Annotated in this window: 24 protein-coding genes; all 24 read right to left on the bottom strand. The window is 34.6% G+C overall.

Going from position 1 to position 15,070, the window contains the following annotated elements:
* Positions 1-34 precede the first annotated feature (34 nt).
* The 24 genes from BUC31_RS07370 to rpmC all read right to left on the bottom strand — a co-directional run bounded on the left by BUC31_RS07370 (position 35) and on the right by rpmC (position 15,058).
* Positions 35-1,321, bottom strand: a complete 1,287-nt coding sequence (locus tag BUC31_RS07370; protein WP_073242633.1) for a citrate synthase — start codon at positions 1,319-1,321, stop codon at positions 35-37.
* 114 nt (positions 1,322-1,435) lie between these two features.
* Entirely contained in the window at positions 1,436-2,971 is a 1,536-nt protein-coding gene (locus tag BUC31_RS07365; RefSeq protein ID WP_073242631.1) for a glycogen synthase, read from the bottom strand.
* Between the two features lie 119 nt (positions 2,972-3,090).
* Positions 3,091-4,383 carry a phosphopyruvate hydratase gene (eno, locus tag BUC31_RS07360; protein ID WP_073242629.1) on the bottom strand — a complete coding sequence of 431 codons (1,293 nt, stop codon included), beginning with the start codon at positions 4,381-4,383 and terminating at the stop codon, positions 3,091-3,093.
* A 103-nt stretch (positions 4,384-4,486) separates the two neighbouring features.
* Positions 4,487-5,614, bottom strand: coding sequence for a glutamine-hydrolyzing carbamoyl-phosphate synthase small subunit (carA, locus tag BUC31_RS07355; RefSeq protein ID WP_073242627.1), 1,128 nt, complete (start codon positions 5,612-5,614; stop codon positions 4,487-4,489).
* A 94-nt stretch (positions 5,615-5,708) separates the two neighbouring features.
* Complete coding sequence (gene rplQ / locus BUC31_RS07350; protein ID WP_073242625.1) at positions 5,709-6,242, bottom strand: 50S ribosomal protein L17; 534 nt, start codon at positions 6,240-6,242, stop codon at positions 5,709-5,711.
* Between the two features lie 59 nt (positions 6,243-6,301).
* Positions 6,302-7,294, bottom strand: a complete 993-nt coding sequence (locus tag BUC31_RS07345; protein ID WP_073242624.1) for a DNA-directed RNA polymerase subunit alpha — start codon at positions 7,292-7,294, stop codon at positions 6,302-6,304.
* Between the two features lie 17 nt (positions 7,295-7,311).
* A complete protein-coding gene (gene rpsD, locus BUC31_RS07340; protein ID WP_073242622.1) occupies positions 7,312-7,917 on the bottom strand; it encodes a 30S ribosomal protein S4 in 606 nt (201 codons plus the stop codon).
* An 89-nt stretch (positions 7,918-8,006) separates the two neighbouring features.
* The gene (gene rpsK / locus BUC31_RS07335) at positions 8,007-8,399 is read right to left on the bottom strand and encodes a 30S ribosomal protein S11 (protein ID WP_027064807.1); all 393 of its coding nucleotides are present in this window, start codon (positions 8,397-8,399) and stop codon (positions 8,007-8,009) included.
* 9 nt (positions 8,400-8,408) lie between these two features.
* Entirely contained in the window at positions 8,409-8,783 is a 375-nt protein-coding gene (gene rpsM / locus BUC31_RS07330) for a 30S ribosomal protein S13 (RefSeq protein WP_073242620.1), read from the bottom strand.
* Between the two features lie 2 nt (positions 8,784-8,785).
* Entirely contained in the window at positions 8,786-8,902 is a 117-nt protein-coding gene (gene ykgO, locus BUC31_RS07325) for a type B 50S ribosomal protein L36 (RefSeq protein ID WP_013305171.1), read from the bottom strand.
* An 8-nt stretch (positions 8,903-8,910) separates the two neighbouring features.
* Positions 8,911-9,126, bottom strand: coding sequence for a translation initiation factor IF-1 (infA, locus tag BUC31_RS07320; RefSeq protein ID WP_013305172.1), 216 nt, complete (start codon positions 9,124-9,126; stop codon positions 8,911-8,913).
* Between the two features lie 3 nt (positions 9,127-9,129).
* On the bottom strand, positions 9,130-10,473 hold the full coding sequence (secY, locus tag BUC31_RS07315) for a preprotein translocase subunit SecY (RefSeq protein WP_073242618.1): 1,344 nt from the start codon (positions 10,471-10,473) through the stop codon (positions 9,130-9,132).
* 14 nt (positions 10,474-10,487) lie between these two features.
* The gene (gene rplO / locus BUC31_RS07310) at positions 10,488-10,940 is read right to left on the bottom strand and encodes a 50S ribosomal protein L15 (RefSeq protein ID WP_073242616.1); all 453 of its coding nucleotides are present in this window, start codon (positions 10,938-10,940) and stop codon (positions 10,488-10,490) included.
* 12 nt (positions 10,941-10,952) lie between these two features.
* A complete protein-coding gene (gene rpmD, locus BUC31_RS07305) occupies positions 10,953-11,132 on the bottom strand; it encodes a 50S ribosomal protein L30 (RefSeq protein ID WP_073242614.1) in 180 nt (59 codons plus the stop codon).
* A 10-nt stretch (positions 11,133-11,142) separates the two neighbouring features.
* Positions 11,143-11,667, bottom strand: a complete 525-nt coding sequence (rpsE, locus tag BUC31_RS07300) for a 30S ribosomal protein S5 (protein ID WP_058103817.1) — start codon at positions 11,665-11,667, stop codon at positions 11,143-11,145.
* A gap of 9 nt (positions 11,668-11,676) precedes the next feature.
* Positions 11,677-12,033 (bottom strand): 50S ribosomal protein L18, encoded by a 357-nt coding sequence (gene rplR / locus BUC31_RS07295; protein ID WP_073242612.1) that lies wholly within the window; start codon positions 12,031-12,033, stop codon positions 11,677-11,679.
* 11 nt (positions 12,034-12,044) lie between these two features.
* A complete protein-coding gene (rplF, locus tag BUC31_RS07290; protein ID WP_073242610.1) occupies positions 12,045-12,587 on the bottom strand; it encodes a 50S ribosomal protein L6 in 543 nt (180 codons plus the stop codon).
* Between the two features lie 19 nt (positions 12,588-12,606).
* Positions 12,607-13,005, bottom strand: a complete 399-nt coding sequence (gene rpsH / locus BUC31_RS07285) for a 30S ribosomal protein S8 (protein ID WP_073242608.1) — start codon at positions 13,003-13,005, stop codon at positions 12,607-12,609.
* Positions 13,006-13,071: 66 nt separating this feature from the next.
* Positions 13,072-13,341 carry a 30S ribosomal protein S14 gene (gene rpsN / locus BUC31_RS07280; RefSeq protein WP_027064816.1) on the bottom strand — a complete coding sequence of 90 codons (270 nt, stop codon included), beginning with the start codon at positions 13,339-13,341 and terminating at the stop codon, positions 13,072-13,074.
* Position 13,342: 1 nt separating this feature from the next.
* A complete protein-coding gene (gene rplE, locus BUC31_RS07275; protein WP_036152150.1) occupies positions 13,343-13,894 on the bottom strand; it encodes a 50S ribosomal protein L5 in 552 nt (183 codons plus the stop codon).
* Positions 13,895-13,896: 2 nt separating this feature from the next.
* On the bottom strand, positions 13,897-14,211 hold the full coding sequence (gene rplX / locus BUC31_RS07270; RefSeq protein ID WP_073242606.1) for a 50S ribosomal protein L24: 315 nt from the start codon (positions 14,209-14,211) through the stop codon (positions 13,897-13,899).
* Between the two features lie 13 nt (positions 14,212-14,224).
* On the bottom strand, positions 14,225-14,593 hold the full coding sequence (rplN, locus tag BUC31_RS07265) for a 50S ribosomal protein L14 (protein ID WP_027064819.1): 369 nt from the start codon (positions 14,591-14,593) through the stop codon (positions 14,225-14,227).
* Between the two features lie 3 nt (positions 14,594-14,596).
* On the bottom strand, positions 14,597-14,854 hold the full coding sequence (rpsQ, locus tag BUC31_RS07260) for a 30S ribosomal protein S17 (protein WP_027064820.1): 258 nt from the start codon (positions 14,852-14,854) through the stop codon (positions 14,597-14,599).
* Positions 14,855-14,866: 12 nt separating this feature from the next.
* Positions 14,867-15,058 carry a 50S ribosomal protein L29 gene (gene rpmC, locus BUC31_RS07255; RefSeq protein WP_036152146.1) on the bottom strand — a complete coding sequence of 64 codons (192 nt, stop codon included), beginning with the start codon at positions 15,056-15,058 and terminating at the stop codon, positions 14,867-14,869.
* Positions 15,059-15,070 lie beyond the last annotated feature (12 nt).

Here is a 15,070-nt window from a genome sequence, read left to right as displayed (position 1 = left end):
AAGAGCTTTTTGTTTTTTTGATAACGGTAGCAATCTACCTTTTGTCCAGTTCGACAAAAGATCTTAAATTTTCACCAGTATATACTTGTCTTGGTCTACCAATTGGTTCACCGTTCAATCTCATTTCTCTCCACTGAGCAATCCACCCAGGTAATCTACCTAAAGCGAACATTACTGTAAACATTTCTGTTGGAATACCTAAAGCTCTATATATAATGCCAGAATAAAAATCTACATTAGGGTATAGTTTTCTATCAACAAAGTACTGATCTTCAAGTGCTTCTTTCTCTAAACCTTTTGCAATTTCAAGAATTGGGTCATCTATACCTAAATCTGCCAGTACTTCATCTGCAGCTACTTTAATAATCTTAGCGCGAGGATCGAAGTTTTTATACACCCTATGTCCAAAGCCCATTAATCTAAAAGGATCAGACTTATCTTTAGCCTTAGCCATGTATTTTTTAGTATCGCCACCATCAGCTTCAATAGCTTCAAGCATTTCTAATACCGCTTGGTTAGCACCACCATGTAATGGACCCCAAAGTGCAGATATACCTGCAGATAAAGATGCAAATAAACCAGCATGAGAAGAACCTACGATACGCACCGTACTAGTTGAACAATTTTGCTCATGATCAGCATGTAATATCAATAATTTATCTAGTGCCTCTATAACAACCTTATTCTTTTTATAATCTTGATTTGGACGCTTAAACATCATTTTATGAATGTTCTCTACATAGCCTAAACTATCATCACCATAATCTAATGGAAGACCTTTCTTTTTACGTAAAGTCCAAGCTACAAGAACTGGAAATTTAGCAAGTATACGTACAATTGCATGGTACATATCTTCATCAGAACTTACATCAACCGTTGAAGGGTTAAATGCAATTAATGCGCTAGTCAAAGAAGACAATACACCCATTGGATGTGCTGATTTTGGAAAACCATCCAAAATCTTTTTCATCTCTTCATCTACATGAGATTCGTCTTTAATGTCTTTATGAAATTTTGCTAGTTCTTCTGTATTTGGCAATTCACCAAATATTAAAGCATAAGCTACTTCTAAGAAATCAGCTTTCTCAGCTAATTCTTCAATTGAGTAACCTCTGTAACGTAAAATTCCTTTTTCACCATCTAAAAAAGTAATAGCGCTTTCACAAGATCCTGTATTTTTAAAACCTGGATCAATAGTTATAATTCCATTGGTAGCCGAACGCAAAGTTTTGATATCTATTGCAAGTTCGTTTTCGGTTCCCTTAATTACAGGAAACTCATATTTTTCACCATTATATTCTAAAATAGCTTTGTCTGACATTTTTCTTTTTACGTTTTAAATACTTCTCGTAAAGTTAACAAAACAAGAGTGGTTTACCAATTTGAAAAATCTGTTTTGGGTAAAATTAACAATAAGTCCTATGAATAGCTTTCATTACAACAGATATAGTGACTCATAATATGCATCTAAAGATTTTTCCCAAGTAAAACGCGCCTTTTTTGCATTCGCTTTTATCTTTTTCCAAGCTGGTTTATCGTTCTCCCATAAGGTCAAAGCCTCATCAAAACTTTTCACCATATTACTAATTTGCTCATCGTAGGTATCACCACCAAAAACAAATCCTGTTTTTAAGTGATCTACAGTATCTTTTAGTCCGCCTGTATGATGTACCAAACATGGGTTACCGTTTCTCATCGCCAACATTTGACTAATACCACATGGCTCAAATAAACTAGGCATAAAATACAAATCTGTTTCTAGGTACATTGAATCAATCAAATCTTCTGATTGCCCATTTGTAAACACAAAATTTTTATGATGATAACTCATATGACGAAAAAATTCTTCATAATCTGGATCGCCAGTACCTAATAAAATAAATATACCATCAATTTCATTTAACCTAGCCAACATTTTCTCAAATGCTTCAGGCGATCGTTTTAAGAAATAGAACTTTTGTTCCGTTAATCTCGCCACACTAGAAACTATGAATTTTGGTCTATTACCAACAAACTGCATGATTTTTTCTCCTGTATGCGCGAGAAAATCAGCTTTATATTTCTTGGAATTTTCTTGAAGCCATCTAAAAATAGCTTTAACCGTATTTCTATATAAAAATCCCTTTTCTGCAATTCTAATATTACCGTAGTTACTGGCATTTAAGATACCGAAAAGTCTACCTTCATTATCTGCCTTTATTAAATCTTCTTCTAAACTTTCACCTCCAATAAACTCAGGTCTTCTACTTGGTAAAAGAACATCTTCTTTGTAAGATGGAGAAACTGTATGAACCGCATCTGCAAAACGAATACCCACTGCCATTAAATTTATACAATCTTGGTAACGTGGATCCATCAAAGCTTTATGATCTAATTGAATTTCTGGAAACCAATGATTTACTGAGGCATAATTATTGTAAAAAGGACGAATACCCTGTATGGCTAGATTATGAATCGTATACACATATCGCATCTTTTTTAAATCCTGATATTGCGGGTGATATGTTCTTATAAATAAGAGCGCTGCAGAATGCCAGTCATGCATATGAACGATATCTAAATCACCAAAGGCTCCAATTTTAATTGCTTCAGCTGTAGCTGTACAAAAAATAATAAACTTTATAAAATCATTAAAAAAAGGTTCGGTAGGATCATCATGATAAATATGAGCTATACCACCTTCAGATATTTCAGGATGGTGAATAACATAATGAGTGATATTTTTATCGACTCTTTTAGGTATCACCTCATACAATTCTGCCGTATACGGCATACCCCTTAGACTAAATTCAAGTTTAGTCTTAAAGATTCCATTTTTATGTAGTCTAGAATATGAAGGTACGACTACGTGAACTTTATCTCCTCGTTTCGATATCTCTCTAGGCACGTCTCTAACCACGTCACCCATTCCACCAGCTTTACAATCAGGAATAGCATCATTCTCTGCGGAAACAAAAAGAAAATTATTCATACGCTAACAAAGAGAGGTTATTATTGGTTTATTCTCAAAAGGTAGTTAAAGTTTTGAAGTACGCCAAAAAAAAAAGCCTTTCTCGAGAGAAAGGCTTGATTATATATTTCACATAAGAATTAACCTAACTTAAAGGCTTTTTCTTGTGGATAGTAAGCTGTGCTACCTAATTCTTCTTCTATACGAAGTAATTGGTTGTATTTAGCCATACGATCAGATCTTGATGCTGAACCAGTTTTAATTTGACCAGTGTTTAATGCTACAGCCAAATCAGCAATAGTATTATCTTCTGTTTCACCAGAACGGTGAGACATTACTGAAGTATATCCTGCATTTTTGGCCATATTAACAGCAGCAATTGTTTCTGTCAATGTACCAATTTGATTTACTTTAATCAAAATTGAATTTGCAATACCTCTTTCGATTCCAGTAGACAAACGTTCAACATTTGTCACGAATAAATCATCACCAACTAATTGAACTTTATCTCCAATCTTATCAGTCAAAGATTTCCATCCGTCCCAATCGTTTTCATCCATACCATCTTCTATAGAGATAATTGGGTATTTAGCACTTAAATCAGCTAAGTATTGAGCTTGCTCTTCAGAAGTTCTTATAACTCCAGATTCTCCTTCGAATTTAGTGTAATCATATTTACCATCTACGAAAAATTCTGCCGCGGCACAATCTAAAGCAATCATTACATCATCACCTAAAGTGTAACCTGCATTTTTAACCGCTTTTGCAATAGTATCTAAAGCATCTTCAGTACCACCGGCAAGATTTGGTGCAAAACCACCTTCATCACCTACCGCAGTACTAAGACCACGGTCATGTAATACTTTTTTAAGGTTATGGAAAATCTCAGTACCCATTTGCATTGCATGACTAAAGTTTTTTGCTTTAACAGGCATTACCATGAACTCTTGAAAAGCGATAGGTGCATCTGAATGCGAACCACCGTTAATAATGTTCATCATTGGTACAGGAAGCGTATTAGCACTAACACCACCAATATATCTAAAAAGAGAAAGACCTAATTCGTTTGCGGCAGCCTTTGCCGCAGCCAATGAAACACCTAAAATAGCATTAGCTCCTAACTTCGATTTATTTGGCGTACCATCTAAATCAATCATAGTTTGATCTAAAAGATTCTGATCAAACACACTCATTCCTAATATTTCCTCTGCTATAATGCTGTTTACGTTATCTACAGCTTTAGTTACTCCTTTACCCATGAAAGCTTTACCTCCATCACGTAATTCAACAGCTTCATGCTCACCAGTAGAGGCCCCAGAAGGAACTGCTGCTCTTCCCATTACTCCGTTTTCGGTAACTACATCTACTTCAACTGTTGGATTCCCTCTAGAATCTAATATTTGCCTTGCGTGAACATTTAATATAATACTCATTTATATTCTTTTTATTAGTTGTTTGTTTAAAAAGTAAAGATACAAAAGCAGGTTTTTAACAAGCTTGTTCAAACCCTACATTTGCCAATTAATTAATGTTTATTTAAACTATTTCGTTATGTTTTGAACAATTCTCAATTAATTTAAAAAAATCGTCAAAAAGGTAATCCGCATCATGCGGACCCGGACTAGCTTCTGGGTGATACTGAACAGAAAATACATTTTTATCTTTCATACGAATCCCTGCAACTGTCTTATCATTAAGGTGTGTATGCGTAATCTCTAAATTAGCATTAGCCTCAGTTTCTTCTCTATTTATAGCAAAGCCATGATTTTGTGAAGTAATTTCACCTTTACCTGTAATAAGGTTTAATATTGGGTGGTTAATACCTCTATGACCATTGTGCATCTTATAAGTAGAAACTCCGTTTGCCAATGCCAATACTTGATGGCCTAAACAAATACCAAAAAGCGGCTTATCAGTTTCAATCATTTTTTTAACTGCAGCAATAGCATCTACCAATGGCTCAGGATCTCCAGGTCCATTTGAAATGAAAAACGCATCAGGATTCCAAAAAGACATATCTTCAAAACTACTGTTGTAAGGAAATACCTTTACATAAGCTCCTCTTTTAACCAGATTACGTAAAATATTCTTCTTAATACCTATATCAAGTGCTGCAATTTTAAAGTTTGCATTTTCGTCACCAACAAAATATGGTTCTGTCGTAGAAACTTTAGAAGCCAACTCTAGCCCCTCCATACTTGGAACTTCACTTAAACGTTTTTTTAAGTCTTCAATATTTTCAATGTCAGTTGATATTACAGCATTCATTGCTCCATTATCTCTAATATAACTAACTAATGCTCTTGTATCCACATCTGAAATAGCAAACAACTCATTCTTATCTAAAAAACCTTGTAAACTATCGTCTGCCAAAGGTCTGGAATACTCATAGCTAAAATTTCTACAAACTAAACCTGAAATTTTAATCGACTCGGATTCTATTTCATCTTTATTTACCCCGTAATTACCAATATGAGCATTGGTAGTAACCATTATTTGTCCAAAATATGATGGATCAGTAAATATCTCTTGGTATCCTGTCATTCCAGTATTGAAACATACTTCGCCGAAAGCAGTACCCTCTTTGTCTCCAACAGATTTTCCAAAAAAGATAGTACCATCTGCAAGTAATATTATAGCTTTTCTCTTTGTCTGATATTTCATTTTAGTCTTATAATTTATTCGTTCACAAAAAAACATAAAAAAAGGATAAGCTAGAAAGCTTATCCTTTTTCATTATTAATATTTATTGACAATTTTATTCCTTAGAATCATCTGTCTTAGCTTCTGTTTCAGTTTGAGCTTCTTCTACCTTAGTTTCTTTCTCTGCAGAAACAACTTCAGCATCACTACCACCTGATCTTCTACTTCTTCTAGTAGATTTCTTCTTAGGCTTACCAGCGTTATACAATTCGTTGAAATCAACCAATTCTATCATTGCCATATCAGCGTTATCACCTAAACGATTACCTAATTTGATAATTCTAGTATAACCTCCCGGTCTATCCGCAACCTTTTCAGATACAACACTGAATAGTTCAGTAACTGCATACTTATCACGAAGATTCTTGAAAACGATACGTCTGTTATGAGTACCTTTCTCTGCACTAACATTATTTTCTGCTTTTGATTTAGTAATCAAAGGTTCAATAAATTGCTTTAAAGCTTTTGCTTTAGCAACTGTAGTGTTGATTCTTTTGTGTTCGATCAAAGAACAAGCCATGTTAGCTAACATCGCTTTTCTATGAGCAGTTTTTCTACTTAAATGATTAATTTTTTTACCGTGTCTCATGTTTCAATTTTATCATCTTGCTACCAAACTCGACAGAACGAGGAGCAAAATATGATTATTTAATCTTTATCTAATTTGTATTTTGATAAATCCATTCCAAAACTTAATCCCTTGTTAATAACAAGTTCCTCTAGCTCTGTTAAAGATTTTTTACCGAAGTTTCTGAACTTCATTAAGTCATTCTTATTAAAAGAAACTAAATCTCCTAAAGTATCAACTTCAGCTGCTTTTAAACAGTTTAGTGCACGAACAGAAAGGTCCATATCAACTAATTTAGTTTTCAATAATTGTCTCATGTGTAAAGACTCTTCATCATAAGTCTCTGTCTGAGCAATTTCATCAGCTTCTAATGTAATACGCTCATCAGAGAATAACATGAAGTGATGAATAAGAACTTTTGCCGCTTCAGTTAAAGCATCTTTAGGATGAATTGAACCATCTGAAGATATCTCAAAAACTAATTTCTCATAATCAGTTTTTTGTTCTACACGAAAGTTTTCAATACTATACTTTACATTCTTAATAGGTGTAAAAATAGAATCGACAGCTATAGTACCTAATGGTGCACCAGATTTTTTATTTTCCTCTGCAGGAACATAACCTCTACCTTTTTCAATAGATATTTCCATATTGATACTAACTTTAGCATCCATATTACAAATAACTAAATCTGGATTTAAAACTTGGTATCCAGAAATAAACTTTTGAAAATCACCAGCAGTTAATTGATTCTTACCACTTACAGAAATTGAAACCACTTCAGCTTCAGAATCCTCTATTTGCTTTTTGAAACGAACCTGCTTCAAATTTAATATAATCTCTGTTACATCTTCAACAACGCCAGGTATAGTAGAAAATTCATGTTCTACTTTATCAATCCTAACCGAAGTAATTGCATGACCTTCCAAAGAAGAAAGCAATACTCGTCTTAATGCATTCCCAACAGTTAATCCATAACCAGGTTCCAAAGGGCGAAATTCGAACTTACCTTCGAAATCAGAGGAATCGATCATTATTACTTTATCGGGTTTCTGAAAATTAAATAATGCCATAATTGGATAGGTATTGTTTATTTAGAGTATAACTCCACGATTAATTGTTCTTTGATATTTTCTGGAATCTGTAATCTTTCCGGAATAGTAACATATGTACCTTCCTTCTTTTCACTATTCCAAGAAATCCACTCATAAACTGCACTACTAGCAGCTAATGAATCTTGAATACTTTGTAATGATTTAGATTTCTCTCTAACACCAACAACATCTCCTGCTTTCAATGAATAAGAAGGTATGTTTACCAACTCACCATTTACAGTAATGTGTCTATGAGATACTAATTGTCTTGCACCACTTCTAGTTGGAGAAATACCCATTCTATAAACCACGTTATCTAAACGAGACTCACACAATTGAAGTAAGATTTCACCAGCAACACCTTCTTTTCTTTTCGCAGTTTGGAATAAGTTTCTGAATTGCTTTTCTAAAATACCATAAGTATATTTAGCTTTTTGCTTCTCCATTAATTGAACAGAGTACTCAGATTTTTTACCTCTTCTTCTGTTATTACCATGCTGTCCTGGAGGGTAATTCTTTTTTTCGAAAGATTTATCATCTCCGAAAATTGCTTCGCCGAATTTACGGGCGATTTTTGACTTTGGTCCTGTATATCTTGCCATTTTCTTTTAATTTGAAAGTGAGATCATGAATTAAGGCTTATCCTTCGATAATCGTAACTACACTTTCGGTGAAATATAATAGTAATTAATTAAACTCTTCTTCTCTTTGGAGGTCTACATCCATTGTGAGGCATTGGAGTAACATCGATAATCTCTGTTACTTCGATACCAGCATTGTGTAAAGATCTGATTGCAGATTCTCTTCCGTTACCTGGACCTTTTACATAAACCTTAACTTTTCTTAAACCTGCTTCGTGAGCAACTTTAGAACAATCTTCTGCAGCAACTTGTGCAGCATAAGGTGTATTTTTCTTAGACCCTCTAAAACCTAATTTACCGGCAGATGACCAAGAAATAACATCTCCTTTTTTATTAGTTAAAGAGATGATGATGTTATTGAAAGATGCACTTATGTGCGCCTCACCAACAGAATCAACTATAACTTTACGTTTCTTGGTAACTTTAGTACTTGCCTTTGCCATACCTAATTATTATTTAGTTGCTTTCTTCTTGTTAGCAACTGTTTTACGCTTTCCTTTTCTAGTTCTAGAGTTGTTCTTAGTACGCTGACCTCTTAAAGGTAAACCTGATCTATGACGAATACCTCTATAACAGCCAATATCCATTAAACGCTTAATGTTCAACTGAGTTTCTGAACGTAATTCACCTTCAATTACAAATTCAGAAGCAGCTTCCCTGATACGACCTATTTCATCATCATTCCAATCAGAAACCTTAGTATCTTCGCTAACTTGGGCTTTACTCAATATTTCTTGTGACCTACTTCTTCCGATTCCGAAAATATAGGTTAAGGCTATTACACCTCTCTTTTGTTTTGGTATATCTATACCTGCGATTCTTGCCATAATTACCCTTGTCTTTGTTTAAATCTAGGATTCTTTTTGTTGATTACGTACAACCTGCCTTTTCTGCGAACAATCTTGCAGTCGGCACTTCTCTTCTTAACTGATGCTCTTACTTTCATCTTGTATCTTAGTATCTATATGTAATTCTTGCTTTAGTAAGGTCATAGGGACTCATCTCTAATTTAACCTTATCTCCAGGTAATAGTTTAATATAGTGCATACGCATCTTACCTGATATATGCGCTGTTACCACATGTCCATTCTCCAACTCTACACGAAACATTGCATTTGATAATGCTTCGATGATAGATCCATCCTGTTCTATTGCTGCCTGCTTAGCCATAAATTATGCTACTTTTCTATTTTTACCCGTTTTCATTAAACCATCATAATGTCTATTCAACAAATACGAATTAACCTGCTGCACTGTATCTATAGCTACACCAACCATAATTAAAAGGGAGGTACCACCGTAAAATAAAGCCCATCCAGCTTGAACATCCATCAACTTCACCACTATTGCCGGTAAAATAGCCAGCAAAGCTAAGAAAATAGATCCAGGTAACGTTATTAAAGACATAATCTTATCTAAATAATCTCCAGTTTCTTTTCCTGGACGTATTCCAGGGATGAAACCACCACTTCTTTTAAGGTCATCTGCCATTTTATTGGTAGGAACCGTAATTGCAGTGTAGAAATAAGTAAAGATTATAATCAATATTGCGAATAGTAAATTATATGCCCATCCAAATATATCACTGAATTGTACTTGCATCCATTGACCAAATGCAGTGTCATCAAAAGCACCACCTATCATTCCAGGTACAAACATTATTGCTTGTGCAAAGATAATTGGCATTACTCCAGATGCATTTAATTTTAAAGGAATGTATTGTCTTGATCCCATGATATTCTTTTCATATCCACCAGAAGCTGTTCTTCTAGCGTATTGAACAGGTATCTGCCTTGTAGCCATTACTAAAAGAATACAAGCCAAAATAACCAAGAACCAAACAATTACTTCAATTAAAATAAACATTAGTCCACCATTATTATCAGTAGTTCTTGAAATAAATTCTTGAACAAAAGACTGAGGCATTGTAGCGATTATACCAATCATAATTAAGAGTGAAATACCATTACCAATACCTTTATCAGTAATTTTTTCACCCAACCACATAGCAAATACAGTACCAGTCACTAATATTATAACTGCAGGCACCATAAAATCTAATCCTTTACCTAATAAGAAAGCACTATCTCTTACACCAAAAGCTTCTAAGCCATATAAGTATGCAGGAGCCTGAACAATACAAATACCAATGGTTAACCATCTAGTAATTTGATTAATGGTCTTACGACCACTTTCACCCTCTTTTTGTAATTTCTGAAGATAAGGAATTGCAATACCCATCAACTGAACTACAATAGAAGCGGAGATGTAAGGCATAATACCTAATGCAAAAACAGAAGCATTAGCAAAAGCTCCTCCTGTAAATGCATTTAAAAGACCAAAAATACCTTGGTCAGTACTATCCGTTAAACCACCTAATTGTGTTGAATCTATACCTGGAAGTACGATTTGACAACCAAAACGATAAACTAACAAAAGACCTAAAGTGATAAGAATTCTATTTCTTAGTTCTTCTATTTTCCAAATATTGGATATTGTATCAATAAAATTCTTCATGCTCTCGTTTATGCTTACAAACTTATTGCTTCACCACCTGCTGCCTCAATCGCTGCTTTGGCAGATGCTGTAAATTTATGTACTGAAATTTTCAGAGGTGCTTTCAACTCACCATTTCCTAAAATTTTCACTAAATCATTTTTACCAACTAAACCATTTTCGATCAAAAGATCCAAAGTAACTTCATTAGTTAAAACCTTATTATCAACAAGCTCTTGCAATTTCTCTATATTGATACCTTGGTAGTCTTTACGATTAATATTCGTAAAACCAAACTTAGGTACACGACGCTGCAAAGGCATTTGACCACCTTCGAAACCAATTTTCTTAGAATAACCAGATCTTGATTTTGCTCCTTTATGACCTCTTGCAGCTGTTCCTCCTTTTCCAGAACCCTGACCTCTTCCAAGGCGTTTTCCGTCTCTATTTACTGAACCTTCTGCAGGCTGTAGATTATTTAAACCCATTTTATTCTAAATTTAAGCTTCCTCAGTGGAAACTAAATGTTTAACTTTATTTATCATTCCAAGAATGTTAGGTGTATCATTGTGTTCTACAACCTGACCTATTCTTTTTAAACCAAGAGCCTCTAAAGTTCTTTTTTGATTTTGAGGTTTCTTAATTCCACTTTTTACTTGTGTAACTTTAATCTTTGCCATAATTTTCCTCTTAACCTTTAAATACTTTTTCTAAAGAAACACCCCTTTGTGTAGCAATAGTTTTTGCATCTCTAAGTTGTAATAAAGCATCGAATGTAGCTTTTACAACATTATGTGGATTTGAAGATCCCTGAGATTTTGATAATACATCATGTACACCTACAGATTCTAATACTGATCTTACAGCACCACCAGCAATTACACCGGTACCATGAGATGCAGGTTGAATATATACTCTTGCACCACCAAATTTACCTTTTTGCTCGTGAGGCAAGGTTCCCTTGTTTAAAGGAATACGAACTAAGTTCTTTTTACCATCTTCAATTGCTTTTGCAATAGCAGTAGCAACTTCTTTTGATTTCCCTAAACCGTGACCTACAACACCATTCTCATCACCTACAACAACAATTGCAGAAAAACCGAATGCTCTACCACCTTTTGTTACCTTGGTTACACGTTGAATACCAACTAATTTATCTTTTAAATCTAAACCACCTGGCTTAACAGTTTCTACGTTTTTATATTTTTGGAACATACTAGTATATTAGAATTTTAGTCCTGCTTCTCTTGCACCATCAGCTAAAGATTTTACTCTTCCATGATACAAATTACCTCCTCTATCAAAAGCGACTTTATCTAAGCCAGCTTTTACAGATTTCTCAGCGATTGTTTTACCAACCAAAGCAGCAATCTCGGTTTTATTTCCTTTTGCTTTCGCGATATCCTTATCTCTTGAAGAAGCGGATACTAAAGTGACTCCTTTAACGTCGTCTATAACTTGAGCGTAAATTTCGCTGTTACTTCTAAACACAGACAACCTTGGTTTAACTGCAGTTCCAGAAGAAACCTTACGTATTCTACGTCGGATTCTTAATTTTCTTTGTGTTTTTGATAATCCCATAATATCCTTTATTAAGCTGATTTACCAGCTTTTCTTCTTAATATTTCACCTACAAACTTAATTCCTTTCCCTTTGTACGGCTCCGGACTACGGAAAGATCTAATCTTTGCTGCAATATGACCAACTAATTGTTTGTCATGAGAAGTAAGCTTTACAATTGGATTTTTACCTTTTTCAGAAATTGTTTCAACCTTTACCTCAGAGGCAATGTTAAATACAATATTATGAGAAAAACCTAAAGCCAAATCAAGTTTCTGTCCTTGATTACTAGCTCTATAACCCACACCTACTAATTCTAATTCTTTGGTCCATCCTTTAGAAACACCGTCCACCATATTAGTGATAAGTGATCTGTATAAACCGTGCTTTGCTTTATGCTCCTTAGAATCAGATGGCCTTGTTACGAAAGCCTGTCCGTCTTCTACTTTAACCGATACTCCTGAGAACTCTTGAGTCAACTCACCCAACTTTCCTTTAACAGAAATGATATTGTCGTTGATTTCAACTGTAACTCCTTCAGGAATTGCGACTGGATTATTACCTATTCTAGACATTTTCTAAATCTTTAATCAATTAATAAACGTAGCACAAAACTTCACCACCAACTTTTTCTGCCTTTGCCTGCTTGCTTGTCATTACTCCATGAGATGTAGAAACGATAGCAACACCTAAACCATTCAATACACGAGGTAAATCTTCATTACCTGCATATTTTCTAAGACCAGGCTTACTTATACGCTGTATTTTCTTGATAACAGGTTCTTTTGTAAGCTTATCGTATTTCAAGGCTATTTTAATAGTCCCTTGAACTTTGCTCTCTTCGAACTTGTAACTTAAAATATATCCTTGATCGAATAATATTTTAGTAATTTCTTTTTTAAGATTCGACGCAGGTATTTCAACAACCCTATGTCCCGCTCTACTTGCGTTTCTAACTCTCGTTAGGTAATCTGCAATAGTATCTGTTACCATATGTATATAATTCGGAAACGGTTTTCAGCACTTAAGCTAAACCTGAATCCATTAATAATTCTTTTCTTACCAGCTAGCTTTCTTAACACCTGGTATTAAACCGGCATTAGCCATCTCTCTGAATTTTACCCTTGAAATACCAAAAGTTCTCATGTAACCTTTAGGTCTTCCAGTTAATTTACATCTATTATGTAAACGTACCGGAGAGGCATTTTTAGGTAGTCTCTGTAACGCTTCATAATCGCCAGCTTCTTTCAAAGCTTTACGTTTTTCAGCATAAACTGCTACAGTTCTTTCCCTTTTTCTCTCACGGGCTTTCATTGATTCCTTAGCCATACTAATTCTTTTTAAAAGGTAAACCTAATTCTGTTAATAATGATTTTGCTTCCTTGTCTGTATCTGCAGAAGTTACAAATGTAATATCCATTCCGTTAATTCTATTGATTTTATCAATATTAACTTCAGGAAAAATAATTTGCTCCGTTACACCTAAGTTATAATTTCCACGACCATCAAAACCAGTAGCTTTGATACCTTGAAAATCCCTAACACGTGGTAATGCAGAAGTAACCAAACGGTCTAAAAATTCGTACATACGCTCACCTCTAAGGGTAACTTTTGCACCAATTGGCATACCTTTTCTTAACTTAAAGGCAGCAACATCTTTCTTAGACATAGTAGCAACGGCTTTTTGACCCGTTATCATAGTCATTTCATCTATTGCATGGTCAATAAGTTTCTTGTCAGCAACAGCAGCACCTACACCTCTACTCATTACTATCTTCTCTAACTTAGGAACCTGCATTACATTACTGTAACCAAACTCTTCGGTAAGGGCAGCTACTATTCGCTCCTTATACTCTTTCTTTAATCTTGCAACGTATGCCATAACTAAATTACTTCATTGGATTTTTTGGAAACCCTAACTTTTTTACCATCCTTCATTTCGTAACCTACTCTTGTTACATCTCCAGATTTACTGTCGATCAAGGCTAAATTAGAAATATGGATTAAAGCTTCTTTTTTTACAATACCACCTTGAGGGTTTTTAGCACTAGGCTTCTCATGTTTAGATACCATATTGGCACCTTCAACGATGGCTTTATTTTTCTCAAGATTTACACGCATAACTTTACCTTCGGTACCTTTATGGTCACCAGCAGTAATTCTTACCGTATCTCCTGTTTTGATTTTTAACTTTTTCATCTTGTCCGTTATATTATAATACCTCTGGGGCCAATGATACAATCTTCATGAACTGCTTATCCCTAAGCTCTCTTGCTACAGGTCCAAAAACACGAGTACCTCTCATTTCTCCGGCAGGATTCAATAGCACACAAGCGTTATCATCAAATCTTATATAAGATCCATCAGGCCTTCTAACCTCTTTCTTTGTACGAACTACAACAGCAGTTGAAACCGCACCTTTTTTGATACCTCCGTTTGGAGTAGCTTCCTTTACAGTAACAACTATTTTGTCACCTATTGAAGCATATCTTCTTTTGGTACCACCAAGAACACGGATAGTTAAAACTTCCTTTGCTCCTGTGTTATCCGCTACTTTTAGTCTAGATTCTTGCTGTAACATAACTTATTTAGCTCTTTCTAAGATTTCTACTAATCTCCAACATTTGGTTTTACTCATAGGTCTTGTCTCCATGATCTTTACAGTATCACCAATGTTACAATCGTTCTTTTCGTCATGTGCAACATATTTCTTTGTCTTCAAAACGAATTTACCGTACATAGGATGTTTAACTCTTTTCACTTCAGCAATAACAATAGATTTCTCCATTTTATTACTAGTAACAACTCCTACTCTCTCTTTTCTTAAATTTCTTTTCTCCATAAAGCCCACCAGTTATTGGTTCTCCCTATTAGTTAATTCAGTAGCTAATCTCGCTACTGTTCTCCTTACTTTTCTAATCTGAAGTGGATTTTCTAACGGTGTTACAAAATGTGCCATTTTCAAATCTGCATGCTGCTTCTTGTACTCGGCCAATTTCTCCGTAAGTCCTTCCACAGACATTTCTTTAATCTCTTGTTTTTTCATTATTCCTTACGT

Source organism: Maribacter aquivivus (assembly GCF_900142175.1).
Classification (GTDB): domain Bacteria; phylum Bacteroidota; class Bacteroidia; order Flavobacteriales; family Flavobacteriaceae; genus Maribacter; species Maribacter aquivivus.
The sequence above is the reverse complement of the archived record's forward strand: the minus strand, read 5'-3'. Positions and strand labels throughout refer to the sequence as shown.

Coding starts and splice junctions, on each gene's coding strand:
- BUC31_RS07370 (WP_073242633.1), bottom strand. CDS start 1,321: ATGTCAGACAAAGCTATTTTAGAATATAATGGTGAAAAATATGAGTTT.
- BUC31_RS07365 (WP_073242631.1), bottom strand. CDS start 2,971: ATGAATAATTTTCTTTTTGTTTCCGCAGAGAATGATGCTATTCCTGAT.
- eno (WP_073242629.1), bottom strand. CDS start 4,383: ATGAGTATTATATTAAATGTTCACGCAAGGCAAATATTAGATTCTAGA.
- carA (WP_073242627.1), bottom strand. CDS start 5,614: ATGAAATATCAGACAAAGAGAAAAGCTATAATATTACTTGCAGATGGT.
- rplQ (WP_073242625.1), bottom strand. CDS start 6,242: ATGAGACACGGTAAAAAAATTAATCATTTAAGTAGAAAAACTGCTCAT.
- BUC31_RS07345 (WP_073242624.1), bottom strand. CDS start 7,294: ATGGCATTATTTAATTTTCAGAAACCCGATAAAGTAATAATGATCGAT.
- rpsD (WP_073242622.1), bottom strand. CDS start 7,917: ATGGCAAGATATACAGGACCAAAGTCAAAAATCGCCCGTAAATTCGGC.
- rpsK (WP_027064807.1), bottom strand. CDS start 8,399: ATGGCAAAGGCAAGTACTAAAGTTACCAAGAAACGTAAAGTTATAGTT.
- rpsM (WP_073242620.1), bottom strand. CDS start 8,783: ATGGCAAGAATCGCAGGTATAGATATACCAAAACAAAAGAGAGGTGTA.
- ykgO (WP_013305171.1), bottom strand. CDS start 8,902: ATGAAAGTAAGAGCATCAGTTAAGAAGAGAAGTGCCGACTGCAAGATT.
- infA (WP_013305172.1), bottom strand. CDS start 9,126: ATGGCTAAGCAGGCAGCAATAGAACAGGATGGATCTATCATCGAAGCA.
- secY (WP_073242618.1), bottom strand. CDS start 10,473: ATGAAGAATTTTATTGATACAATATCCAATATTTGGAAAATAGAAGAA.
- rplO (WP_073242616.1), bottom strand. CDS start 10,940: ATGGGTTTAAATAATCTACAGCCTGCAGAAGGTTCAGTAAATAGAGAC.
- rpmD (WP_073242614.1), bottom strand. CDS start 11,132: ATGGCAAAGATTAAAGTTACACAAGTAAAAAGTGGAATTAAGAAACCT.
- rpsE (WP_058103817.1), bottom strand. CDS start 11,667: ATGTTCCAAAAATATAAAAACGTAGAAACTGTTAAGCCAGGTGGTTTA.
- rplR (WP_073242612.1), bottom strand. CDS start 12,033: ATGGGATTATCAAAAACACAAAGAAAATTAAGAATCCGACGTAGAATA.
- rplF (WP_073242610.1), bottom strand. CDS start 12,587: ATGTCTAGAATAGGTAATAATCCAGTCGCAATTCCTGAAGGAGTTACA.
- rpsH (WP_073242608.1), bottom strand. CDS start 13,005: ATGGTAACAGATACTATTGCAGATTACCTAACGAGAGTTAGAAACGCA.
- rpsN (WP_027064816.1), bottom strand. CDS start 13,341: ATGGCTAAGGAATCAATGAAAGCCCGTGAGAGAAAAAGGGAAAGAACT.
- rplE (WP_036152150.1), bottom strand. CDS start 13,894: ATGGCATACGTTGCAAGATTAAAGAAAGAGTATAAGGAGCGAATAGTA.
- rplX (WP_073242606.1), bottom strand. CDS start 14,211: ATGAAAAAGTTAAAAATCAAAACAGGAGATACGGTAAGAATTACTGCT.
- rplN (WP_027064819.1), bottom strand. CDS start 14,593: ATGTTACAGCAAGAATCTAGACTAAAAGTAGCGGATAACACAGGAGCA.
- rpsQ (WP_027064820.1), bottom strand. CDS start 14,854: ATGGAGAAAAGAAATTTAAGAAAAGAGAGAGTAGGAGTTGTTACTAGT.
- rpmC (WP_036152146.1), bottom strand. CDS start 15,058: ATGAAAAAACAAGAGATTAAAGAAATGTCTGTGGAAGGACTTACGGAG.